Source organism: Streptococcus bovimastitidis, assembly GCF_001885095.1.
In the GTDB taxonomy this organism is placed as follows: domain Bacteria; phylum Bacillota; class Bacilli; order Lactobacillales; family Streptococcaceae; genus Streptococcus; species Streptococcus bovimastitidis.
Map to the genome: position 1 here is coordinate 398592 of NZ_LZDD01000001.1, position 25476 is coordinate 424067.

At 37.5% G+C, this 25476-nt stretch carries 24 protein-coding genes; 22 read left to right on the forward strand and 2 right to left on the reverse strand.

What is annotated here, in order from left to right:
* Positions 1–124 precede the first annotated feature (124 nt).
* From A9Q68_RS01910 to A9Q68_RS01940, 7 genes are all read left to right on the forward strand, one after another.
* Positions 125–1498 carry an NAD-dependent succinate-semialdehyde dehydrogenase gene (locus A9Q68_RS01910; protein WP_071792973.1) on the forward strand — a complete coding sequence of 458 codons (1374 nt, stop codon included), beginning with the start codon at positions 125–127 and terminating at the stop codon, positions 1496–1498.
* Positions 1499–1569: 71 nt separating this feature from the next.
* Positions 1570–2376 (forward strand): Cof-type HAD-IIB family hydrolase, encoded by an 807-nt coding sequence (locus tag A9Q68_RS01915; RefSeq protein WP_071792974.1) that lies wholly within the window; start codon positions 1570–1572, stop codon positions 2374–2376.
* 5 nt (positions 2377–2381) lie between these two features.
* On the forward strand, positions 2382–3539 hold the full coding sequence (locus A9Q68_RS01920; RefSeq protein WP_071792975.1) for an MFS transporter: 1158 nt from the start codon (positions 2382–2384) through the stop codon (positions 3537–3539).
* Positions 3540–3730: 191 nt separating this feature from the next.
* Positions 3731–5506: an excinuclease ABC subunit UvrC gene (gene uvrC, locus A9Q68_RS01925; protein WP_071792976.1), complete on the forward strand. Its 1776-nt coding sequence runs from the start codon at positions 3731–3733 to the stop codon at positions 5504–5506.
* A 102-nt stretch (positions 5507–5608) separates the two neighbouring features.
* A complete protein-coding gene (locus tag A9Q68_RS01930; protein ID WP_071793712.1) occupies positions 5609–6211 on the forward strand; it encodes a nitroreductase family protein in 603 nt (200 codons plus the stop codon).
* Positions 6212–6376: 165 nt separating this feature from the next.
* On the forward strand, positions 6377–7738 hold the full coding sequence (gene pepV, locus A9Q68_RS01935) for a dipeptidase PepV (RefSeq protein ID WP_420806775.1): 1362 nt from the start codon (positions 6377–6379) through the stop codon (positions 7736–7738).
* Positions 7739–8484: 746 nt separating this feature from the next.
* Positions 8485–9159 carry a CPBP family intramembrane glutamic endopeptidase gene (locus tag A9Q68_RS01940; RefSeq protein WP_071792978.1) on the forward strand — a complete coding sequence of 225 codons (675 nt, stop codon included), beginning with the start codon at positions 8485–8487 and terminating at the stop codon, positions 9157–9159.
* Positions 9160–9312: 153 nt separating this feature from the next.
* Here A9Q68_RS01940 and mnmE read toward each other — a convergent pair whose 3' ends face one another.
* On the reverse strand, positions 9313–10689 hold the full coding sequence (gene mnmE / locus A9Q68_RS01945) for a tRNA uridine-5-carboxymethylaminomethyl(34) synthesis GTPase MnmE (protein ID WP_071792979.1): 1377 nt from the start codon (positions 10687–10689) through the stop codon (positions 9313–9315).
* Positions 10690–10854: 165 nt separating this feature from the next.
* Between mnmE and rpiA the strand changes: the two genes are divergently transcribed.
* The 6 genes from rpiA to A9Q68_RS01975 all read left to right on the forward strand — a co-directional run bounded on the left by rpiA (position 10855) and on the right by A9Q68_RS01975 (position 15750).
* Entirely contained in the window at positions 10855–11535 is a 681-nt protein-coding gene (gene rpiA / locus A9Q68_RS01950; RefSeq protein ID WP_071792980.1) for a ribose-5-phosphate isomerase RpiA, read from the forward strand.
* A 61-nt stretch (positions 11536–11596) separates the two neighbouring features.
* Complete coding sequence (locus A9Q68_RS01955) at positions 11597–12808, forward strand: phosphopentomutase (protein WP_071792981.1); 1212 nt, start codon at positions 11597–11599, stop codon at positions 12806–12808.
* Positions 12809–12820: 12 nt separating this feature from the next.
* Positions 12821–13228 (forward strand): arsenate reductase (glutaredoxin), encoded by a 408-nt coding sequence (gene arsC, locus A9Q68_RS01960; protein WP_071792982.1) that lies wholly within the window; start codon positions 12821–12823, stop codon positions 13226–13228.
* Positions 13229–13249: 21 nt separating this feature from the next.
* Entirely contained in the window at positions 13250–14059 is an 810-nt protein-coding gene (locus A9Q68_RS01965) for a purine-nucleoside phosphorylase (RefSeq protein WP_071792983.1), read from the forward strand.
* A gap of 208 nt (positions 14060–14267) precedes the next feature.
* Positions 14268–14981, forward strand: coding sequence for a purine-nucleoside phosphorylase (gene deoD, locus A9Q68_RS01970; RefSeq protein WP_071792984.1), 714 nt, complete (start codon positions 14268–14270; stop codon positions 14979–14981).
* Entirely contained in the window at positions 14974–15750 is a 777-nt protein-coding gene (locus tag A9Q68_RS01975; protein WP_071792985.1) for a LytR family transcriptional regulator, read from the forward strand. Before deoD ends, A9Q68_RS01975 begins: the two co-directional genes overlap by 8 nt.
* A 48-nt stretch (positions 15751–15798) precedes the next feature.
* Here the strand turns inward: A9Q68_RS01975 and A9Q68_RS01980 are convergent, their stop codons facing one another.
* Entirely contained in the window at positions 15799–16713 is a 915-nt protein-coding gene (locus A9Q68_RS01980) for a LysR family transcriptional regulator (protein ID WP_071792986.1), read from the reverse strand.
* A gap of 252 nt (positions 16714–16965) precedes the next feature.
* Between A9Q68_RS01980 and cpsA the strand changes: the two genes are divergently transcribed.
* The 9 genes from cpsA to A9Q68_RS02025 are packed head-to-tail and all read left to right on the forward strand — an operon-like array spanning position 16966 to position 25476.
* Positions 16966–18432, forward strand: coding sequence for an LCP family glycopolymer transferase CpsA (cpsA, locus tag A9Q68_RS01985; RefSeq protein ID WP_071792987.1), 1467 nt, complete (start codon positions 16966–16968; stop codon positions 18430–18432).
* Positions 18429–19160, forward strand: a complete 732-nt coding sequence (gene cps4B / locus A9Q68_RS01990) for a capsular polysaccharide biosynthesis protein Cps4B (protein WP_071792988.1) — start codon at positions 18429–18431, stop codon at positions 19158–19160. Before cpsA ends, cps4B begins: the two co-directional genes overlap by 4 nt.
* 8 nt (positions 19161–19168) lie before the next feature.
* The gene (locus A9Q68_RS01995) at positions 19169–19858 is read left to right on the forward strand and encodes a Wzz/FepE/Etk N-terminal domain-containing protein (protein WP_071792989.1); all 690 of its coding nucleotides are present in this window, start codon (positions 19169–19171) and stop codon (positions 19856–19858) included.
* A 10-nt stretch (positions 19859–19868) separates the two neighbouring features.
* On the forward strand, positions 19869–20612 hold the full coding sequence (locus A9Q68_RS02000) for a tyrosine-protein kinase (protein ID WP_071792990.1): 744 nt from the start codon (positions 19869–19871) through the stop codon (positions 20610–20612).
* Between the two features lie 3 nt (positions 20613–20615).
* Entirely contained in the window at positions 20616–22418 is a 1803-nt protein-coding gene (locus A9Q68_RS02005; protein ID WP_071792991.1) for a polysaccharide biosynthesis protein, read from the forward strand.
* Between the two features lie 2 nt (positions 22419–22420).
* On the forward strand, positions 22421–23032 hold the full coding sequence (locus A9Q68_RS02010; protein ID WP_071792992.1) for a sugar transferase: 612 nt from the start codon (positions 22421–22423) through the stop codon (positions 23030–23032).
* Entirely contained in the window at positions 23029–23877 is an 849-nt protein-coding gene (locus tag A9Q68_RS02015; protein WP_071792993.1) for an NAD-dependent epimerase/dehydratase family protein, read from the forward strand. Before A9Q68_RS02010 ends, A9Q68_RS02015 begins: the two co-directional genes overlap by 4 nt.
* 19 nt (positions 23878–23896) lie before the next feature.
* Positions 23897–24886: a WaaS/CpsH family glycosyltransferase gene (locus A9Q68_RS02020; protein WP_071792994.1), complete on the forward strand. Its 990-nt coding sequence runs from the start codon at positions 23897–23899 to the stop codon at positions 24884–24886.
* Positions 24887–24888: 2 nt separating this feature from the next.
* Positions 24889–25476, forward strand: a complete 588-nt coding sequence (locus A9Q68_RS02025; RefSeq protein ID WP_240494204.1) for a DapH/DapD/GlmU-related protein — start codon at positions 24889–24891, stop codon at positions 25474–25476.

Genomic DNA, 25476 nt, shown 5'->3' on the forward strand with positions numbered 1-25476 from the left:
GCTTCTCACCTTATTCATCCGCTACTTTTCAAAGATTTTAGAAAAATTTCGTATTTCGTAGCATTTTTTTGAAATCGTTATCAATTTCTGATAGACTTTAATTAATAAAAAGAGGAGGCTTATTATGGCTTATAAAACTATTTACCCTTTTACAAATGAAGTTCTTAAAGAATATGAGAACACTTCTGATGCACAATTAGAAGAAGTGCTTGAAACGGCCCACCAACTTTACAAAAAATGGCGCAAAGATGACCAATTAGAAACTCGTAAAGCGCAACTTCATGAAGTAGCTGCTATCTTACGTCGTGACCGTGATAAATATGCGGAAATCTTGACTAAGGATATGGGTAAACTTTTCACTGAAGCTCAAGGTGAAATTGAACTTTGTGCTGACATTGCTGACTACTATGCTGACAATGCAGACAAATTCTTAGAACCAACTCCACTTGCTACTGATACTGGTGATGCATACTACATCAAACAAGCTACAGGTGTTGTTCTTGCGGTTGAACCATGGAACTTCCCTTACTACCAAATCATGCGCGTGTTTGCTCCAAACTTTATCGTTGGTAACCCAATGGTCTTGAAACATGCTTCAATCTGTCCTTGGTCAGCGCAATCATTTGAAGAATTAGTTGATGAAGCTGGTGCAGAAAAAGGTTCATTTACTAACCTCTTTGTTTCTTATGGACAAGTGTCAAACATCATCGCTGATAAACGTGTTGTTGGTGTCTGCTTAACAGGTTCTGAACGTGGTGGTGCATCTATCGCTGAAGAAGCTGGTAAAAACTTGAAGAAAACTACCCTTGAATTGGGTGGTGACGATGCTTTCATCATTCTTGATGATGCTGATTGGGATGAATTAGAATCAGTTCTTTTCTTCTCACGTCTTTACAATGCAGGGCAAGTATGTACATCTTCTAAACGTTTCATCGTTCTTGAAAAAGACTACGATCGTTTCAAAGAATTATTAACAAAAGTCTTCAAAACAGCTAAATGGGGTGACCCGATGGATCCAGAAACAACTTTGGCACCATTATCATCAGCTCAAGCTAAAGAAGATGTTCTTGCTCAAATTAAATTGGCTTTAGACAACGGTGCTGAATTAGTATATGGTGGCGAAGCTATTGACCATCCAGGTAACTTCGTAATGCCAACTATCATTGCTGGTATGACTAAAGATAACCCAATCTACTACCAAGAAATCTTTGGACCAGTTGGTGAAATCTACAAAGTGGCTTCAGAAGAAGAAGCAATCGAAGTGGCTAACGACTCTAACTACGGTCTTGGTGGAACAATCTTCTCAAGCAACAAAGAACACCGCGAAGCAGTTGCTGCTAAAATCGAAACTGGTATGTCATTCATCAACTCAGGTTGGGCAAGTCTTCCAGAACTTCCATTCGGCGGAATCAAAAACTCAGGTTATGGCCGTGAATTAAGTGAACTTGGCTTCACAGCATTCGTTAACGAGCACTTAATCTACACACCAAAAAAATAAGAAACTCATCTAAATAAAGTTAAGGCTTAAAGTTTTCCTTTAAGCCTTCTTTTTAACGAAAGGAGATGCTCATGGATATTAAAGTCTTTGCTACCGATATGGATGGCACTTTCTTAAATAGTCAGAACACTTATGATCGTCAGCGTTTTGCCGCTCTTTTTGAAAAAATCGATGCTCAGCAAAAGCACTTCGTTGCTATTAGTGGAAACCAGTATTATCAGATCAAGACATTTTTCTCAGGCTACGCTGATAAGATGACCATCGTTGGGGAAAACGGGGCATATATCGTTGATAAAGGGCAGGTCCTAAAAACCTATCCCCTCGCAGATGATATAGTTGCCACCGTCATCCGTTACCTCTACGACAATAATTTGGCCGATCAGGCTGTTGTCTGCGGTGAGAAATCTGCCTACATCTTGGATTCTGCTAGCGCAGCTGATTTGGAGATGTTCTCCATTTACTATACAGAATTACTGCAAGTGGCTAGCTTTGATGCTCTGCCATCTGACAAAATCTTAAAATTCTCATTTAACACCACTGTTTCGGAAACGCAAGAGATCGTTAATGCTCTTAATGCGCAATTGGGTGAGCGAGTGGTGGCAGTAGAGACCGGCAATGGCAATGTGGATGTGATCTCTAAAGGTATCAACAAGGGTTCTGCCATGGCTTTCTTGCTAAAAAAATGGGGCTTAGAAGCCAGTCAAATGGCTACCTTCGGGGACAGCAACAACGATTTGGAAATGTTGGCCATGACCGAGCATTCCTATGCCATGCTTAACGGCAACGACCAAGTTAAAGAAACCGCAACTTTCATGACCTCAAGTAATAATGACTCGGGCGTTATGGCGGTAATTGAGAAATTAGTAGAAACGACCTAGGTGTTATGGTACATTTATTATTATTAGTGATTTATCTGTCATTTATCAGTCTAGGCTTACCTGATGGCATGTTGGGTGCTGCTTGGCCTGCAATGCGGACAGATATGGGTTTGCCATTATCTTATATGGGTATGGTGACAACCATTATTTGTCTGGCGACCATTTTTTCTAGTTTGCAAAGTGACCGACTCAATAAAAAATATGGCACTGGATTGGTGACGACTGTTAGTGTGGGCATGACTGCCCTGGCCATCATTGGATTTGGGCTCAGTCATGCTTTCTGGCAAATTTGTCTGATTGCAATTCCTTATGGTTTAGGAGCAGGTAGTGTTGACGCAGCTTTAAATAACTATGTTGCTCTGCACTTTTCAAGTAAACACATGAGTTGGCTTCACTGTATGTGGGGAGTCGGAGCCTCAACAGGGACTTATGCCCTCGGCTATTCCTTTACTCTAGGACATACTTGGCATTTTGGTTATATTTTGGTCGGCATTATTCAAGCCATTTTTACAGCCATCCTCTTTCTTAACCTCTCTCTTTGGCAAAAAGACGATCTGGAAAAGCAAGATCAAGCAACGAGCAAGGCCATGACTATTAAAGAAGTCTTAGCCATTAGCGGTGCTAAAGAAATTATGATGACATTCTTTGCTTATTGTGCCCTAGAAGGCATTGCCGGCCTTTGGGCCAGTTCCTACATGGTAGAGGCCAAAGGTTTAACCTTATCCTTAGCCGCAACCTTTGCCAGTCTCTTATATTTAGGTATCACAATAGGTAGAGGTATCAATGGCTTTATGTCTATGCGCTTTTCCAATGATTTTTTGATTCGTCTAGGCCAAAGCATTATTATGACGGGTATTCTTATTTTGATGATACCAATCAGGAATGAATGGGTTACTCTAATCGGTTTATTACTGATTGGATTAGGATGTGCTCCAATCTACCCATGTATCATTCACTCAACGCCAGAACATTTTGGCAAAGAAAAATCCCAGGCAATGATTGGTGTTGAAATGGCCTTTGCCTATACTGGTTTTGTAATCATGCCAGCAGTATTTGGTCTATTAGCACAATCCTTATCTGTCGATATTTTCCCATACTTGTTGGCAATTCTCTTGCTTGTCATGTTTGTCATGCATAGCAAGGTTATTAAGATACATTTATAAAAAATTTTTAAAATTAGATTTCCATTTTTAAATTGGTTGAAAATTAATAAGTTGACTCATTTTGAGATGGCATTTGAAAGGATTCGCTGATATCACCAAATCAGGAGAAGAAGTATAATGAAAGCAAAAAGAGCCGATTTTATCGGCTCTTTTTTGCGGTCAAATGGGCAATAATTTGGTAAAATAGGGTCATGAATGAACTGATAAAACATAAATTGGAATTGCTTCCGGATAGCCCCGGTTGTTATCTCCATAAGGATAAGAATGGGACCATTATCTATGTGGGCAAGGCCAAAAATTTACGGAATCGGGTTCGCTCTTATTTTAGGGGCAGTCACGATACTAAAACAGAACTTCTGGTTTCTGAGATTGAAGATTTTGAATATATTGTGACGGGCTCCAATACGGAAGCTCTTCTTTTGGAGATTAATTTAATCCAGAAGAATATGCCCAAGTACAATATCAAATTGAAGGATGACAAGTCTTATCCTTTTATTAAGATTACTAACGAGCTTTTTCCACGTCTTTTAATTACCAGACAAATTAAGAAAAAGGACGGTCTCTACTTTGGTCCCTATCCAGATTCCTATACGGCCAATGAGGTCAAAAAGCTTTTGGACCGGATTTTCCCTTTCAAAAAGTGTACCAATCCTGTCAATAAAGTTTGTTTTTACTATCATCTGGGTCAATGTAATGCCCATACCATTTGCCAGACCGACAAGACTTATTGGGATGGCTTAGTGGAGGATGTCAAACTTTTCTTAGAAGGAAAGGATGATAAAATTGTCAATCAATTAAAAGAAAAGATGACGGCGGCAGCGGGAAAAATGGAATTTGAGCGGGCGGCTGAGTTTCGGGATTTGATTTCGGGAATTGCCAAGCTGCGCACTAAGCAACGAATAATGAGTAAGGATTTGCAGGACCGGGACATTTTTGGCTACTATGTGGACAAAGGTTGGATGTGTGTGCAGGTATTCTTTGTCCGCCAGGGAAAATTAATTCAGCGTGATGTTAATATGTTCCCCTATTACAATGAGGCGGAAGAAGATTTCTTAACCTATATGGGTCAATTCTACCAGGACCAACGACACTTCATTCCTAGGGAAGTCTTTATTCCTTCTGATGTTGACCAGGAATTAGTGGAAGCTATTGTTCCAACAAAAGTGATTAAGCCTCAAAGAGGTGAGAAGAAGCAGCTGGTAGCTTTGGCAACTAAGAATGCCAGGGTCAGTCTGCAACAAAAATTTGACTTGTTAGAGAAAGATCTTAAGAAAACGCAGGGGGCTATTGATAATCTTGGACAACTCATGAGGATTCCAACACCTAAACGTATTGAGGCTTTTGACAATTCCAATATTCAAGGGACGAGTCCTGTTGCAGCTATGGTTGTTTTTGTAGATGGTAAGCCGAGTAAGAAGGACTATCGTAAATTTAAAATCAAAACTGTTGTGGGGCCGGATGATTATGCTAGTATGCGGGAAGTCATTTATCGCCGTTATAGTCGGGTCTTAAAGGATGAGTTAGTTGCTCCGGACTTAATTGTCATTGATGGTGGTGCTGGTCAGGTAAACATTGCTAAGGATGTGGTCTATAATCAGCTTGGTTTAAAAATTCCGATTGCTGGTTTGCAGAAGAATGATAAGCACCAAACGCAAGAATTGCTTTTTGGCGATGCCTTGCAGGTTATTGATTTGCCTCGTAATTCTGAGGAATTCTTCTTGCTTCACCGGATTCAGGATGAGGTTCACCGCTTTGCTATTACTTTCCACCGCCAGGTGCGCTCCAAGAATTCATTCAGTTCTAAGCTGGATGGGATTGAGGGGCTTGGTCCAAAGCGCAAGCAGCTTTTGCTCAAGCATTTTAAGGGGGTAAATGCCATTGCGTCAGCGACCGAGGATGAGATTAGAGCCTTGGGTATTCCCCAAAAAGTAGCTCGAAGTCTTTTGGAAACTTTTGCTGAAAAATGATTTGTAGAAAGTCCATTTTTTGTGAGAAAATGAATGAAAAGCCTTGCAAAAAGTGGTAAAATAAGACTGTATTTAAATAAAAAAAAGATTGGAAGTTTTGCCATGAAATTTCTTGAATTAAACAAAAAACGTCACGGTGTTCGTTCTTTTAATGATCAGCCGGTTGACTTTAAGGATTTGCGGACTGCTATTGAAATTGCAACGCTTGCTCCGAGTGCTAATAATATTCAGCCTTGGAAATTTGTTGTTGTTGAAGATAAAAAGGCAGATTTAGCTAAGGACATGGTTCTTGGGAACAAGGAACAGGTTGAGCAAGCACAGTTTGTTGTGGCAATTTTTTCTGATACTGATCTGGTTCAAAGATCACGTAAGATTGCCCGTGTGGGTGTTAAATCACTTCCTGATGATTTGATCGGCTACTACATGGAAACTCTTCCTCCACGTTATGCCAAAATGGAAGAGCTTGAAAAAGCAGAATACTTGTCATTCAACACTGGTTTAGTCGCTATGAACTTGATTTTAGCTCTAACTGACCAAAAGATTGCTTCAAATATGATTTTAGGTTTTGATAAGACAAAAACCAATGAAATCTTAGAGGTTAATCCACGTTTCCGTCCGGAAATTTTAATCACTGTTGGCTATACTGATGATAAATTGGAACCAACTTACCGGTTACCTGTTGACGAATTAATTGAACGTCGTTAAACTGAGTGAAAATTCAGATAAAAAGTGTTATACTTTCTATATTGACTGTTGATAAAGTGAAGTAAGTTGTATTGTTTAGGTACAACTTATTAACTTTGTATTTTTTAAAAGGAGATAAACTTAATGATTGATTTTAAAGCAGAAGTTGAGAGCCGCAAAGAGGCTATGCTTGAAGACTTGATTAGCTTGCTTCGCATTAACTCTGAACGTGATGATTCTCTTGCTGATGAGAAACACCCTTTTGGTCCTGGTCCTGTTAAAGCTTTGGAGCATTTCTTAGCGATGGCAGAACGTGATGGTTACAAGACGCGTAACATTGATAACTATGCTGGTGATTTCGAATTTGGTGAAGGGGAAGAAGTCCTTGGTATTTTCGGTCACTTAGATGTAGTTCCTGCTGGAGCTGGTTGGGATACTGACCCGTATGAGCCAGTTATCAAAGATAATCGCATTTATGCACGTGGTTCATCAGATGATAAAGGACCAACTTTAGCTTGTTATTATGCTTTAAAAATTATTAAAGAATTAGGTTTACCAACTTCTAAGAAAGTTCGTTTTGTTGTTGGTACTGATGAAGAATCAGGTTGGGGCGATATGGATTACTACTTTGCCCACAACGGTTTGAAAGACCCAGACTTTGGTTTCTCTCCAGATGCTGAATTCCCAATCATTAATGGTGAAAAAGGAAACATCACTGAATATCTACACTTTGGTGGTGAAAACGATGGTTCATTTGTTCTGCATTCATTCAAAGGTGGCCTTCGTGAAAACATGGTTCCTGAATCAGCGACTGCTATCATCTCATCTTCTCGTGAATTCCATATCTTTGAAGCTGAATTTGATCAATACATTAAACGTAAAGAAGTAAAAGGGGATATCTCTAAAGAAGGTGACAAAATCAAAGTTACCATTCATGGTAAATCTGCCCATGGATCAACGCCTGAACTTGGTATTAATGGTGCAACATTACTTGCGCGTTACCTTTCACGCTATGCATTCAACAAAGAAGCAGAAGCTTATTTACGTTTAGCTGGTCATCAATTACATGAAGCTTTTGACGGTAAGAAATTTGGTCTTGCTTTCAAAGATGAAAAAATGGGTGCCCTCAGCATGAATGCTGGTGTCTTCAGCTTTGATAGAGAATCAAACGATAACACTATGGCTTTGAACTTCCGTTATCCAAAAGGAATTGATGCCTTTGTTCTTAAAGCTGGTTTAGAAAAATTAAAAGGTGTTCGTGAAGTTACCTTGTCACAACACGAACATGTGCCACACTATGTGCCAATGGATGATGAATTAGTTTCAACTCTTTTAAGCGTTTATGAAAAACAAACTGGCTTAAAAGGTTATGAACAAGTTATCGGTGGTGGAACATTTGGACGTCTTCTTAAACGTGGCGTTGCCTTCGGCGCAATGTTCCCAGGCGATGAAAACACCATGCACCAAGCCAACGAATACATGCCATTAGAAAACATCTACAGATCAGCAGCAATCTATGCTGAAGCCATCTACGAATTAATTAAATAAGCAAAAAAGAAGCCGTGAGGCTTCTTTTTGTGACATTAATTTATTTCAAATATCTATTAGTGTTCATTTCATTTGTGAATTGAACATTTCAACAGTCAGGGGAGTGACTCATTGATGAAATCCAATTCATTCCATGTCAAAAATAACCGCTTAACTACGGCGAAAAGAATTAAGTGACAATAGACTTATTGCTAATTTAATAAGGAGTCGGATGGTTGCAAAACAGTTAGATTTTTTTGTTTGAAGAAATCCAGGGATTTACATGACTAAATAAAAAAGTATTTAACTTTTCTACATATTGATTTCACTTATTTATAATCTTATTAAAAAATTATTCGAAAACTAGATAAAAAACTTGCAAAGTATGTAGAAAATGATATTATTACTTCGTAGAAAACAACTAACGTTGATTTATTCAATGAAGCTAGTGAGGATGGCCTGCTGCTTTAGGCTTGAATTGGATACTAAATGAGATTAGTATCGGCTTTAAAGGGTTTTGGGATACTTATCCACAAGCAGTAAAAAGTATTTCAGATGGAAGAGGGGTTAAACAACCCTCTTTTTAGTTTGGAGTTTATTAATAAAAATTTGTACTGCTTTTTCTAATTTAATTTCAGAAAGATATCGACTACTGGATAAAATTTTTCTCGCAATAACACATTAAAAATTTTACCCTTATTAAATTATGATATAATAATTGTATTAGTAAAGTGATATAGTTTTAATTGATTAGGAGTAATATCATATTGAAAAAAATCGAAAATAAAAAAGATTATTATTGGGCTGTGGGTGCACTTATTGCACTATTTTTAGGTGCATTTATTTGGGGAATTTTGTTCGGCTTTATTTTCCGAAATTCTGCTTCGATTACTCTATCAGTAATGGTTGGAGGAAGTATAAGTAGTTTCTTTGTCCTATGGTATGGCTATTGTTTTAAAAATAAATGGTCTCTATCTGATTTTGGATTTCATAAAGGGAAGCATTCCTTATGGCATCTATTGTGGTGGATTCCACTGACATTAATTTTTTCCCTTGCGGGAGCAGGCTTGTTTTCCTACCTTTTTAAAATACCCCATGAAGCAAAGGCTAGTGGAATTAGTAGTGATACAATGGCTTTGGGATGGGCTGTTGTTCTACTCATGGAACTAACAGTAGGTATATTAATCCCCTTCATCGAAGAAATTATTTTCAGACGTTTTTTATTTGAATGGGTTCAATTGTATTTTTCCAAATGGCTTGCTTCATCAATAGTAGTTCTTGTTTTTACATTACTACATATTATTCCAGCAGTAATGGCTTATGTCTTGTTTTTAGGAATTTCACTCATGCTTTCTCGAATTTGGTTTCAAAATTTGACGGCACCTTGGCTTATTCATACCTTCAATAATTCTCTTGTTGTTTTGATTGCGACGTTAAGTTGAGATTTCAAACATTTTCGAAATAAAATATTCTCTAGAATGAACTGACATTTCTTGTAAATATCAAAAAGGAGCCTACGGCTCCTTTTTGATATTCTTCATTCTAAACATAAAATTTCCATGCTCAGGGCTCAGAAAGTACATCGGGCTTTCTGACTACTTCCCGAGACAGAATTGGCTGAAGAGTTGGGTGATAAGTTCGTCGGGGGCGGCGTCGCCGGTGATTTCGCCGAGGATTTCCCAGGTTCTGGTGAGGTCGACTTGTAAGAGGTCGACGGGCATGCCCATTTCCAGTCCGTCGTTGACGGCTTGGAGGCTTTGGACGGCTTGTTCGATTAGGGAAATGTGGCGAGCGTTGGATAAGTATGTTGCGTCCTGTTCAACTAGACCGGCATTGTCAAAGAAGAGTTGGTTGATGCGGTCTTCGATCATGTCGATGTTCTCATTTTTCAAGACGGAGATTGGGATTAAATCGTCTGGTAATTCTTGACGCTCGATTTGTTCTGGTAAGTCGGTCTTGTTAAGGAGAATGAGTAGGTTGGCCTCTTTGCTCAAGTTCAAGAGCGTTCTATCCTGCTCAGTTAAGGGCTCAGATGCGTTGAGTACCAGTAGTACCAAATCAGCTTCGTTGAGGGCTTTTTTTGAGCGTTCGACCCCGATTTTTTCGACCACATCGTCGGTGTCCCGGATGCCGGCGGTATCAATCAGTTTGAGAGGCACCCCTTTAATATTGACGTATTCTTCGATGACGTCCCGGGTTGTACCGGCTATGTCGGTTACGATGGCTTTTTCTTCTCTTAATAAGTTGTTGAGCAAGCTCGATTTACCAACGTTAGGACGGCCAATGATGGCAGTTGAGAGACCTTCACGCAGAATTTTTCCACGCTTGGCGGTGCGTAATAAATTCTCTAGAAGTGTTTGGAACTCTTGGGTCTTTTCACGCATGAGGGCAGTAGTCATTTCTTCCACGTCATCATACTCGGGATAGTCAATATTAACCTCCACTTGAGCGAGGGTGTTGAGAATTTCCTGACGAGTGTCGCTAATTAATTGCGATAGCGAACCATCTAGTTGCTTAACCGCAATATTCATGGCTTTATCCGTTTTGGCTCTGATGATGTCCATAACCGCTTCGGCTTGGGTCAGGTCAACTCGGCCATTCAAAAAGGCCCGTTTGGTGAATTCACCGGGTTCGGCCATGCGCGCACCGTTTTTAATTAATAATTGTAAAATTTCATTTGTGACTGCAATCCCACCATGGGTATTGATTTCAATGACATTTTCTCTTGTAAAAGTCTTAGGTGCCAGCATAACGGTGACCATAACCTCATCAAGAATTTCTTGTGTTTGAGGATTAATGATGTGACCATAATTAATGGTATGCGAAGCCACTTGTTTTAAATCTTTACCCTTAAAGACTTTTGTCGCAATGTCTAAGGCCTCTGTCCCTGATAAACGGACGATACCAATGGCACCCTCACCGAGTGGGGTTGAAATAGCTGTAATGGTGTCAAATTCTCTTGTTATACTCATGCCCTTATTTTAGAATAAAGCTTGATTAAAAGCAAGGCTTTGAATTAATAAGGTCCTTGCTCAGCTATTGCCAAAAGTCCGGAAATTAAGGGTAATTTCATTAACAAGTGGGCGCTTTCATGGTATAATATAAGTCCATAATGTTTAAACTATTCAGGAGGAATCATGGAAGCACTTAAAAAAATTGCTGGCGTGACAGCTGCGCAATATGTTAAAGATGGTATGACAATCGGTTTAGGAACTGGCTCGACGGCTTACTTCTTTGTTGAAGAGATTGGGCGTCGAGTTAAGGAAGAAGGCTTGGATGTTGTTGGTGTGACGACATCAAGTGCCACAACCAAGCAAGCTCAAAGTCTTGGTATTCCTTTAAAAGCCGTTGATGAGATTGATTCTATCGATATTACTGTAGATGGTGCTGATGAAGTGGACAAGGATTTCAATGGGATTAAAGGTGGCGGTGCTGCCTTACTCATGGAAAAAATTGTTGCTACGCCAACCAAAGAGTATATTTGGGTGGTTGATGAAAGTAAAATGGTTGAACATTTAGGTGCTTTCAAGTTGCCGGTCGAAGTGGTTCAGTATGGTGCGGAACGTCTTTTCCGTATTTTTGAAAAATCAGGCTACCAACCATCATTTCGGATGAAAGATGGCCAAAAACTGATTACTGACATGCAAAACTATCTTATCGATTTGGATTTAAAGAAAATTGACAATCCAGTCGCTTTTGCCGAAATGTTGGATACAACTGTTGGTGTGGTGGAACACGGCTTATTTAACGGTATGGTCAATAAAGTGATTGTTGCCGGTAAAAATGGCGTGGAAGTATTAGAAGCACCAAAACATTAAGTCGTTATTATTTTATAGGTTTTAGGGAGCCAACCGTAACCTCCCTTAGATTGGAGACATTTTGTCTAAATTTGATCGTATTCATTTAGTTGTTCTTGATTCTGTTGGGATTGGTGCAGCGCCAGATGCAAATAATTTCCAAAATGCTGGTGTACCAGACGGTGCATCTGATACGCTTGGTCATATTTCAAAAGCAGTCGGTCTGGATGTTCCAAACATGGCTAAAATTGGTCTAGGTAATATTCCTCGTCCACAAGCACTAAAAACTGTGCCTGCGGAAGCAAATCCAAGTGGTTATTTTACAAAATTGGAAGAAGTGTCACTTGGTAAAGATACCATGACTGGTCATTGGGAAATCATGGGCTTGAACATCACAGAACCATTTGATACTTTTTGGAACGGTTTCCCGGAAGAAATTCTGATAAAAATTGAAGAATTTTCAGGCCGTAAAGTTATTCGTGAAGCTAACAAACCTTATTCAGGAACAGCTGTCATCGACGACTTTGGACCCCGTCAAATGGAAACTGGAGAGCTAATCATTTACACATCAGCTGATCCAGTTTTACAAATTGCTGCTCACGAAGAAATTATTCCACTTGAAGAATTATATAAAATCTGTGAATATGCCCGTTCGATTACTATGGAACGCCCAGCTTTACTAGGCCGTGTTATTGCTCGTCCTTATCTTGGTCAACCAGGAAACTTCACAAGGACATCAAATCGCCACGACTACGCAGTTGCCCCATTTGAAGATACTGTATTGAACAAGTTAGACCAAGCCGGCATTAATACTTATGCGGTTGGAAAAATTAATGATATTTTCAATGGTTCAGGTATCAACCATGATATGGGACATAACAAATCAAATAGCCACGGCATCGATACTTTGATTACAACAATGGGCCTTGCTGAATTTGAAAAAGGCTTCTCATTCACGAACTTAGTAGACTTCGATGCCCTTTATGGTCATCGTCGTGATGCCTTCGGATACCGTGATTGCTTGCATGAATTTGACCAACGCCTTCCAGAAATTATTGCTGCTATGCGTGATAATGACTTGCTATTAATCACAGCTGACCACGGTAACGATCCAACATATGCCGGAACTGACCACACCCGTGAATACATTCCGCTATTAGCTTACTCACCATCCTTCACAGGCAATGGCTTAATTCCACAAGGGCATTTCGCTGATATTTCAGCTACAATTGCGGAGAATTTCGGTGTCGACACAGCTATGATTGGGGAATCATTCCTCTCTCAATTACAATAGGACTGAGAATAAATGGAAAAAGTAAGAATTTATCATAATCCAAACTGTGGTACCTCGCGCAACGTGCTTGCTATGATCAAACATGCAGGACTTGAGCCAGAAGTGATTGAATATTTAATCAACCCACCAAGTCGTCAAGAACTGTTGGACTTGATTGCGGCAATGGGCATTTCGGTTCGTGACTTAATCCGTAGCAATGTCCCTGAATTTGAAAAACATGGTCTTTCTGATGACAGTAAAAGCGATCAAGACATCATCGATGCCATGATGGTTGATCCTATTTTAATCAACCGTCCGATTGTTGAGACTTCAAAAGGCACTAAACTTTGCCGTCCTTCAGAAACACTTTTAGATATTTTACCAGTCACTTTGCCAAGTCCTTATATCAAAGAGGATGGTGAAATTGTCTACCCAAGATAAGAAAGAAACAAAGGAGACAATATGTCTTTAGTGACAAAAATTAATGAAACAAGAGATTATTTAAACCTTAAAGGGATTAAAGAACCTGAATTTGGGCTTATCTTAGGCTCAGGTTTAGGCGAACTGGCTGATGAAATTGAAAATCCAATTGTCATCGACTATAATGATATTCCTAACTGGGGCAAATCAACAGTGGTTGGTCATGCTGGTAAATTAGTTTATGGTGATTTATCAGGTCGCAAAGTACTTGCTTTGCAAGGTCGTTTCCATTTCTATGAGGGGAATCCTTTAGAAGTAGTGACTTTCCCAGTGCGTGTCATGAAAGCTCTTGGTTGTCAAGGTGTTATCGTAACAAATGCTGCTGGCGGCATCGGCTACGGTCCAGGTACCTTAATGACCATTACCGATCATATCAATATGACTGGGAATAACCCGTTAATTGGTGAAAACTTAGAAGAATTCGGCCCACGCTTCCCTGATATGTCGGATGCCTACACAGCTGAATACCGTCAGATTGCTAATCGTGTCGCTCAAGAATTAGGGATCAAGCTTGAAGGTGGTGTCTATATTGGTGTGACAGGTCCTACCTACGAAACACCAGCTGAAATCCGTGCATTCAAAATGATGGGTGCTGACGCTGTCGGCATGTCAACAGTACCAGAAGTTATTGTTGCAGCTCATTCAGGCATGAAAGTTCTTGGTATTTCTGCCATCACAAACTTTGCTGCTGGTTTCCAATCAGAATTAAATCACGAAGAAGTGGTTGCTGTAACAGAGCATATCAAAGAAGACTTCAAAGGCTTAGTCAAAGCTATTCTAGGACAACTATAGGAACCAAGCACTTATAAAAATTTTATTAGATTAAAAGTTCACATTGCGTGAACTCTTATCACTTTTTACTATCACTTACTATCAAATGAAAGGTAAGGGCAGGGTCTTAGTTTTATTCTAAGCAAACTATTTTTCTCATATCTGGTCTCAATAATTTGTTGGATGAACAGAATTGATATTTAGGAGACTGCCTTTAGAAATTACTATTATGTCTATTCATATTTCTGCTGAAAAAGGTCAAATTGCTGACAAAATTCTTTTGCCAGGTGATCCTTTACGCGCTAAATTTATTGCTGAAAACTTTTTAGAAGACGCTGTTTGTTTCAATGAAATCCGTGGTATGCTAGGATTTACAGGTACATATAAAGGTCACCGCGTTTCCGTTATGGGAACTGGAATGGGGATGCCATCTATCTCAATCTATGCTCGTGAACTAATCGTCGATTACGGGGTTAAAACCTTAATCCGTGTAGGGACAGCTGGTGCCATCGACCCTGATGTGCATGTGCGTGAATTAGTTCTTGCCCAAGCCGCAGCAACCAACTCTAACATTATTCGTAATGACTTCCCTGAGTTCGATTTCCCTCAAATTGCGGACTTTGGTCTTTTAGACAAAGCCTATCATATCGCTAAAGAATTAGGCATGACCACTCACGTTGGTAGTGTTCTCTCTTCTGATGTTTTCTATTCCAACTCACCTGAACGTACCATGGAACTTGGTAAGATGGGTGTCAAAGCTGTTGAGATGGAAGCGGCAGCCCTTTACTACTTGGCAGCACAACACCGTGTCAAAGCTCTCGGTATTATGACGATTTCTGATAATTTGAATGACCCAAGTGAAGACACAAGTGCTGAAGACCGCCAAACAACCTTTACTGACATGATGCAAGTCGGGCTGGAAACCCTTATCGCTTATGACTGAAATTGAAAAAACAATAGACATCCTTTTGGGTGTCTATGCTTATAATCACGCTTTTAAGATTGCTCAAGAAATGCCTAAACTGGATGAGGAGTCGCTCTTTTTACTGGAAATGGTCAAGGAAAGACGAGAACTTAACCTAGCCTTTTTGACTGAGCACAAAACGAAATTAGAAGAATTGGAAAAGGCACACAATTTTAACTTTTTCATGAATGAGGATTTGGAAAAAGAACAAATCGCCAATTACCTTTTGGACTTGGAAGTTAAGATTAAAAACGGTGATATTATTGATTTCGTGCGCTCTGTTTCACCTATCCTTTACCGTCTATTCCAAACACTAATCCGTCAGCAAATCCCTAACTTTGACAGCTATATCATCGATGCCAAAAATGATGAGTATGATACCTGGAATTTCCACAAGATGAAAGCAGCAGGATTGCCTATTTTTGAGACCTATTTGGAAAAAAGGCAAAGCCGAAATATTACAACACGGAGTCTGACGGATCTTTTAATTCTATCTGAATTGCCACAAGAAATGAAAGAGACTATTAAAGAATTGCGTCGTTTTGAGAAATCAGTCCGTAACCCATTGGCCCATCTCATTAAAGCCTTTGATGAAGAAGAATTGAATCGAACAACTAATTTCTCCTCACAAGCATTCTTAAATAAAATTATCGAATTAGCCACCTTTTCAGGTGTAAGCTATCAACGTCAACCCTACTATTTTGACCAAGTCAATGAGATCATCAAAAAGGGATTTAATGATTATTAATACCATATTATTGAAAAGAAGCCTAACTTTTTGGTTAGGCTTCTTTGATTATTCCGGATACTTGAATTGGACTTCTTGTTTTAAGTAGTCAATGAATTTTTCACCCATTTTAGAGAGGTTGGCTTTTTCGTGTTTGATATAGACAACATCGATAATATCAGGGACATCAAGTGGGATGGCAACAATATGATTACCATTGAGCTGACTATTGAGGACACCTGATGCAACGGTGTATCCGTGGAGACCTACCATCAGATTAAAAAGTGTGGCCCGGTCACTGACAACAATAGATTTATTGTGAGGCATATTGGACATCATTTCTTCTGAAAAGTAGAAAGAGTTATGGAGACCTTGGTCATAAGAAAGATAAGGATAGGATACCAATTCTTCAAGAGCTAGACTTGTTTTAGACGCTAGCGGGTGATCTTCGCTGACAAAAATATGAGGTTGGGTTTTAAAAAGTAGATTTGTTATTAGATGGCTTTCATCTAATAATTTAGTTAGGACATCTCGGTTATAGTCGTTTAAGAAGAGAACTCCAATTTCAGAACGGAAGTTTTTAACATCATCAATAATTTCCCACGTTCTGGTTTCCCGTAAGAAGAGTTCGTATTGAGACATATCTGTTTCTTTAAGAAGTGAAACAAAGGCATTAACTACGAAAGCGTAATGTTGAGAAGAAACACTAAAGTGGTCACGATTACTATTTTTGTTCTTGTAGCGATCTTCTAACAGAGAAGACTGCTCCACGATTTGTCGGGCATAAGAAAGAAATTCCACACCATCTTTTGTAAGGGTAATTCCCTTAGGGTTGCGGATAAAAATAGAAATGCCCATTTCAGCTTCAAGATCTTTAACTGCATTAGAGAGGCTGGGCTGAGTTATATATAATTGTTTGGCAGCTTCATTCATTGAGCCACATTCGACAATTTTAATAATGTAATGTAATTGTTGTAATCTCATATAGACAGTTTATCTTAAATTGTTGTAAGATTCAAGTCAATAAAAGTAAAGGGGTTTCATTCCTATTTTAATAGTGTTTTGGATAATTATAAATTGTTTGACTATGCGGAGATATCTCATAATATTTTTAATAATAAACAAAAGATTAAGAATCATAAGGAAATGACATTTCTAGAAATTGCAATTTCCCTCTAAAAATGCTAGAATAAATCTATATTTTTGTGTATTTAAAAGAATTTGGAGATTTAAAAAATGTCGACAAGGTCACGTAAAAACAAAAAAACAAGTCGTAGAGGAAATGGTACTTTTACCATAATAAATTTTGTATTATTAACCCTCTATACAATTCTCTCAATTATTGTAGGTTTGATGATGTATAGTTATAATTTCCTAGCTTTCCATCACATTAACCTTATGATTAGTTGTGCTCTTGTAGCTCTTTTTTTTCTAGCGCTCTTACTAGTTATTAAGAAAAAAGCCAAACTTTTTACCATGATTGGACTCATTTTGGCAAACCTTGCCTTAGCAATCATGCTCTATACTTTTAAATCGACAATCGATTTAACGGCGCAAATGAATAAAACAGCTGCCTTTTCAGAAGTTGAAATGTCTGTTGTTGTGCCAAAAGACAGTAGAATCTCTACAATTAAAGAGGTGGATAGCCTCGAAGCACCAAAGAAGGCAGATGAAAGTAACATCAGCGAATTGCTGAACCACTTAGAATCTGTCAAAAAAGTTAGTCCACAAACAAAAGAAGTTGCTTCTTACCAAGATGCATATCAAGATCTTAAAGATGGTACTGCTAAAGCGATGGTTATGAACTCTGCTTACCAAGCTTTGATCGAACAAAATGACGCAAACTATAAAGACAAAGTTAAAACCATCTATACCTACAAAATCAAAAAGAATATTAAAAGTACAGATAAACCATTAAATAAATCAGGTGTTTACAACCTCTATATTAGTGGTATAGATACTTATGGTGCTATCTCAACAGTATCACGCTCAGACGTGAATATTATCATGACTGTTAATATGAATACCCATAAAGTTCTCCTAACAACAACACCACGTGACTCTTACGTCAAAATCCCAGATGGTGGTGGCGATCAATACGATAAATTGACTCATGCAGGTATCTATGGTGTTGAAACATCAATGAAAACCTTAGAAAATCTCTATGGGATTCAAATTGATAATTATGCACGTATCAACTTCACAACCTTTGCTGACTTGATTGATTTATTAGGTGGTATTGATGTGCAAAATGACACAGCCTTCTCGGCTAATGGCTATGATTTCCCTAAGGGAACAATAGCCTTGAATTCAAAACAGGCCTTAGTTTTTGTTAGAGAACGTCATGCCCTTGAAGGTGGCGATAATGACCGTGGTAAAAACCAAGAAAAAGTTATTACGGCTATTATTAATAAATTAAGTACTATCAAATCACCAAGTCAAGCATCAGCGATTATTACTGGTCTGCAAAATTCTGTTCAAACCAACTTGAGTTTGAATCAAATGATGACCATTGCTAACAGTCAATTAGAAAATAAAGATAGTTTCTCCGTAACATCTCAAGATGTGACAGGTACAGGTTCAACAGGTCAATTACCTTCCTATGCTATGCCGGGTTCTGCTTTATATATGTACAAATTAGATGATGCCAGTGTTAACCAAGCAAAAGAAGCCATTAAGGCAATTATGGAGGGAAACGAATGATTGATATCCATTCCCATATCGTTTTTGATGTGGATGATGGTCCGCTGACGATAGATGAAAGTCTATCTCTTATTGGAGAAAGTTATAAACAAGGTGTTCGTACCATTGTTTCGACATCACACCGTCGAAAAGGCATGTTTGAAACACCTGAAGATGATATTGCAAATAAATTTTCACAAGTTAAAAGGGAAGCCGAAAAACTTTACCCTGACTTGACTCTACTTTATGGAGCAGAACTTTATTTTACACATGATATTTTAGAAAAATTAGAGCATCAACAAGTTCCTCGCATGAATGGTACCCGATTCGCATTAATCGAATTCTCCATGGCTACGCCTTGGAAGGAGATTCACACAGCCTTATCACAGGTCATCATGCTAGGGATAACACCAATTGTAGCCCACATTGAACGCTATGAGGCCCTAGCTTTTAAGAAAGACCGTGTCCAAGAATTAATTGATATGGGTTGTTACACACAAGTTAACAGTGCTCACGTTGTGAAAGCTAAGCTATTCGGCGATAAACTAAAAGTCTTTAAAAAACGAGCAGCTTACTTTTTAGATGAAAACCTTGTTCACTGTGTGGCTTCAGATATGCACAACTTAAAGAAACGTCCACCTTATATGAAAGAAGCTCGTGATGTAGTCGCCAAAGAATATGGCCGCAATCGGGCGCGTGCACTTTTTGAAAGCAATGCGCAGACCTTAATCGATAATCAATATTTATAGGAGATTTTATGAATAACACAGACCGTTCATCAATGGAGATTGATGTTCTTAGCCTTTTGAAAAAACTTTGGAATAAAAAATTTCTCATCCTTTTTATGGCCCTATTCTTTGGTACTCTTGCCTTGATGGCCTCACTCTTTTTGATCAAACCAAAATACACATCTTCAACGCGCTTATATGTTATTAATCAGCAACAATCAAATAATATTACGGCAACTGATTTGCAGGCTGGTGACTATTTGGTTAACGACTACAAAGAAATCATCACTTCCCGTGATGTTATGAAAGACGTTATTGCTAATGATGGATTATCAGTGACACCTGAGCAACTGTCTAAAATGATTGCTGTTACAATTCCTGCTGATACTCGTGTTATCTCAATCTCAGTAACCAATCAAGATCCACAACAAGCCAAAGATTTAGCCAATTCCATTCGTGAAGTAGCTTCTGAAAAGATTAAATCTGTTACAAAAGTCAAAGATGTGACACCACTTGAAAAAGCACAACTGCCATCAAGTCCATCATCACCTAATATTAAACGAAACACTTTACTTGGTATCTTTATGGGTGCTTTACTGACAATGATTGTCGTTGTTGTACGTGAAGTGTTAGATGATCGTGTCAAACGACCTGAAGACGTCGAAGAAGTTCTTGGAATGACACTACTAGGTATTGTTCCAAATACAGATAAAATGTAAGAGGTGAATCATGGCACAATTAGAATTAGTCAAATCAAAATTAGATTTATATACATTAGCTGAAGAGTATTACAATTCCATCAGAACCAATATTCAATTCTCAGGTCGAGATTTACGAGTTATTGTTTTAACTTCAGTTCAACCTGGTGAAGGCAAATCAACAACTTCAGTCAACCTAGCAGTTTCTTTTGCCAAGGCTGGCTTTAAGACCTTGTTAATCGATGCTGATATTCGAAATTCAGTTATGTCAGGGACTTTTAAGTCGGATGAAAAATATGAAGGTCTGTCTAGTTACCTTTCTGGGAATGCTGACTTATCAGCAGTCATCTCCAGAAGTAATGTTGAAAACCTAATGGTCATTCCGGCTGGGCATGTCCCACCAAACCCTACAACCCTTCTCCAAAATAATAATTTCAACTATATGATTGATACCTTAAAAGAAGTTTTCGACTATATCATTATCGATACACCACCAATTGGTTTGGTTATTGATTCAGCCATTGTTGCTCAAAAAGCAGATGCTTCAGTTATTGTTACTGAAGAAGGAGCAATTAAAAGACGCTTTATTCAAAAAGCCAAAGAACAGATGGAACAAAGTGGTGCTCAATTCCTAGGTATTATCCTTAATAAAGTTGACAGTACAATTGATTCTTATGGCGGATATGGTTCTTATGGCGCTTACGGTAATTACGGAAATTATGGTAAGAAAGAAACAAGTAAAAAATCAAAACGTCTAACTAGAAAGAGAAAGTAAAAAATGAAAAGAAGTCAGAAAAGAGTCATATTATATTTCTTAGATTTGTTGATGATCAGTATTTCCTATGTATCAGCACATCAGTTTTTGTTAGCTTATAGCCATAGTCTAACAGATAAGGAAGTATTAGTAACTCTTCTCGTGACTCTTTTTGTCTATACGTTAATTGGTATACGTTTTAGAATATTCTCTATTATCAATCGTTTTACCGATTATAAAATCATTTTCGAAATTATCGTAAGTCTCCTAATTGCTTCTATAGCATCATATATTGTCGCTTTACTCAACTTTGATTCTTTTAGCAGACGCTTTATTTTTCTGGGGTATCTTTTTAGTACCTTCCTAGTTATTATTCCTCGCATGACCTGGCGTATGTATCACGATTTTGCACCGAAAATGCAAAAACGTAAGCAAAATAATAAAAAACGCATCTTGGTCGTTGGTGCTGGTGAAGGGGGCTCAACCTTTGTTCAAACAGTTCTCAATAAGGGTAAAAATATGGAGATTGTTGGAATCGTTGATTCTGACATTAATAAGCATGGGACATATTTGCATGGTATAAAAGTTCTTGGAAATAAACAAAGTATTCCAAGAATTGTTGCTGACTATGAAGTTAACCAAGTTACCATTGCTATTCCAAGTTTATCTGGTCCTGAACGTGAAAGTATCTTAGATATTTGTCATTCCGCAAACGTTTCCGTTAACAATATGCCAAGTATTGAAAATATTGTGATGGGTAATATCTCCCTTAATAAGTTTAAAGAAATTGACATCGCTGACTTACTAGGGCGAAAAGAAGTAGTCTTGGATCAGTCATCCTTATCTGAATTTTTTAATGGCAAAACAGTTTTAGTCACAGGTGCTGGTGGTTCTATCGGTTCAGAAATTTGTCGTCAAGTTGCAAAATTTAATCCACGCAAAATTCTTCTATTAGGGCATGGTGAAAATTCCATCTATCTGATTAATAGAGAATTGAGGGAAAAATATCGAGATTCTTTTGAAATTGTGCCCATTATTGCGGACATTCAAGATCGTACCCTTATTTTTCAAATTATGGCTGACTATCAGCCAGATATTGTTTACCACGCAGCAGCTCATAAACATGTCCCACTTATGGAATATAATCCACGCGAAGCTGTTAAAAATAATATTTTTGGAACCAAAAATGTGGCGGAAGCAGCAAAAGCAGCCGGTATTTCAAAATTCGTCATGATTTCTACTGACAAGGCAGTAAACCCACCGAATGTTATGGGGGCAACTAAACGCTTTGCGGAAATGATTGTGACAGGTTTGAATGAAGCTGGCAAAACACAATTTGCAGCCGTTCGCTTCGGGAATGTCTTAGGAAGTCGTGGATCAGTTGTCCCCCTTTTCGAAGAACAAATCAAAAAAGGTGGACCAGTGACAGTTACCGATTTCCGAATGACCCGTTACTTTATGACCATTCCAGAGGCTAGTCGTTTAGTTATTCAAGCAGGTTACTTGGCTCAAGGTGGCGAAGTCTTTGTCCTTGATATGGGGCAACCTGTTAAGATACTTGACTTGGCTAAAAAAGTTATCAAGCTTAGTGGCCATACCGAAGATGACATTGAAATTGTTGAATCAGGTATCCGTCCTGGTGAAAAATTATATGAAGAATTACTTTCTAGTGAAGAACGTGTTAGTGAGCAAATTCATGACAAGATATTCGTTGGAAAAGTAACCTCAAAACCATTATCTGAAGTTGAAAACATCATCAATGGCTTATCTCAATTATCTGAAAAAGACCTTAGAGAAACCTTAATTGAAAACGCAAAACAGGAGTAAAGATGTATCCATTTATTAAACGCCTTTTAGCCATAACGCTTTCTGCAATTGCGATTGTGATCCTTAGTCCGATTTTAGCTGGAATTGCGATAGCCATCAAAATTGATTCTAAAGGTCCAGTCTTGTTCAAACAAAAACGTGTGGGTAAAGATAAAAATCATTTTATGATTTACAAATTCCGTAGCATGTATAGTGATGCACCTGCAGATATGCCAACCCACATGTTAAAAGATCCAAGCACGATGATTACAAAAGTGGGTGCTTTCTTAAGAAAAACAAGTTTGGATGAATTACCTCAACTCTTCAATATTTTTAAAGGTGAAATGGCCATCATTGGTCCTCGTCCTGCATTGTGGAATCAATATGATTTGATTGCAGAGCGCGATAAATATCAGGCTAATGATATCTTGCCAGGTTTAACAGGTTGGGCTCAAATTCATGGTCGTGATGAGCTTGAAATAGAAGATAAAGCCCAATTAGATGGTTTTTATGTCAAAAACATGTCCTTTATGCTAGACGTCAAATGCTTTATTGGAACTTTTATTAGTGTTCTTAAAAGGGATGGTGTTGTTGAAGGTGGAACTGGAAACAAGGATAAGGAGTCCTCACAATGAAGCGTGTATTAATTACAGGTGCAAATTCCTATATTGGAACCTCTTTTGAAAAATGGCTTGATCAATCACAAGGGGATTATCAAGTTGAAACATTAGATATGATCAATCCAGAGTGGAAAAAAACTGATTTTTCACCTTACGATGTTATTTTTCATGTTGCCGCAATTGTCCATAAAAATGAAAAAAATATGGATCCAAGTCTTTATCAAAAAGTTAATACTGATTTGCCTATTGAATTGGCTAGTCTGGCAAAAGCAGCAGGAGTAAATCAGTTTATTTTCTTAAGTAGCATGAGTGTTTATGGGAATGAAGAGTCACTTATTAATAGTGCTACAAAGGAAAATCCATCTACTTATTATGGAAAAAGTAAACTAGCGGCGGAAGTTGGCTTAAAGGCTCTTCAATTAGATACTTTTAAAGTACTTATTATGAGACCACCAATGGTTTATGGACCAAAAGCAACTGGAAATTATACAAGACTTTCCAAGCTTTCTAAAATAACACCTATTTTCCCTAAAATTACTAATAAGCGGAGCATGGTATACATTGATAATCTTTTGGAGTTTGTCAGATTAGCCATTGATAATGAACTTAGTGGCTTGCACTTTCCACAGAATAAGGAATACGTAAATACAAGTCACTTAGTTGAAACTATCAGATCAGCAAATGGTAAAAAGACATTCCTTACACCTCTTTTTAATCCTTTAATTAAAAGCATGTTTGGAGTTAGTCAAATTAATAAGTTATTTGGAAACCTCATGTATGATCAAAGTATTTCACAAGAAACTTTTGATTATAATGTTGTCAGTTTCCAAGATTCAGTAAAGAAATCTGAAGAGAAATAAATAGCTTTAAGGAGCTTAAATGTTAAACCAAAAAAAAATATTATTTTTTTCACCAAAGTTTTTTGGGTATGAAGATTCTATTTTAAAAAAAATGGAATCAATGGGAGCGGAAGTTGTTTTTTTTGATGAACGTCCGTTTACGTCAAGTTATGAAAAAGCCCTTCTAAAAGTTAATCCAGAAATATTTGCAAAAAAAATCGAACGATATTTTACAAATATTTTTGAACAAGTAAAGCATATTGATTTTGATTATATTTTCTTTTTAAAATGTGAGACTCCTACAGTCTCAGTAATGGAAAAATTTCGTTCTCATTTCACTAGTGCAAAATTTTGTTTGTATATGTGGGATTCAATAAAAAATGTCAAAAATATTGAGAAAAAAATAAGTTATTTTGACTTAGTTTCAAGTTTTGATGAAAAAGATAGTCAAGAAAATAATTTTAATTTTCGACCACTTTTTTTTAGTGATATTTACCGTTATCCAGTTGATAATGAAAAAAATTACATATATGATATTTCTTCATTTGGAACTATACATTCTGATAGATATAAGGTGATTTCACAAGTTGAAAATGAGGCTGAAAAAAAACATTTAAAAACTTATTACTTCAATTTTCTGCAAGGCAAGTTTATGTATTACTTATATAAAATTACAAAAAATGAATTCAAGTATGCTAAACTTACTGATTTTAGTTTTGAAAAGAAATCTGGAGAAGAAATAACAAAAATAATAATGGATTCAAGAGCAGTATTAGATATTCAACATCCTAATCAAACTGGTTTAACAATGAGAACTATTGAAATGTTGGGAATGAACAAAAAAATTATTACTACAAATCAATCTATCTCAAACTATGATTTTTATCATCAGGAGAATATTTCAATTATTGATCGTAATAATGTGGAAATTGATCTTGATTTTATGAAAAAACCCTATAAAAAAATTGAAGATACTATTTACGAAAAGTATTCTTTGGATCAATGGGTTTTGGATACTCTAGGAGTTTAATAATGGCAAACAAATATAGTGCTTCAGAATTTATCTCAAATGTTCATGCATTAATATTAACCAAAATATTTTACAGAAATGCAAGACTGATAAGAAGACCTTTTTACATACGTGGTAAAAGGAGCTTTAAGTTTGATAGTGGTTTAACTTTAGGCCATGCTTGTAGATTTGATTTACTTGGTGATGCTGAAAAGAGACTAATTATTGGGAGAAATTGCGAAATTGGGGATTATGTTCACATAGTTGCTCATGAAAGTGTAACTCTTGGAGATGATGTATTAATTGCTTCAAAAGTTTTTATCAGTGATACTAGCCATGGTTCTTATTCTGGCGATTTTCAAGATAGTCCATTAGTAAAACCTAATGACCGAAAATTGGTAACAAAGGCAGTTAATATAGGGTCGAATGTCTGGATTGGAGAAAATGTTGTAATATTACCCGGAGTAAAAATAGGAAATGGTTCAATTATTGGAGCAAATTCAGTGGTAAATAAGGATGTTGCGGATAACTCTATTGTTGTTGGTTCGCCTGCTAGGGTCATAAAGCAATATAATTTTGAACAACAGTTGTGGCGAAAAAAGGAGAATTAA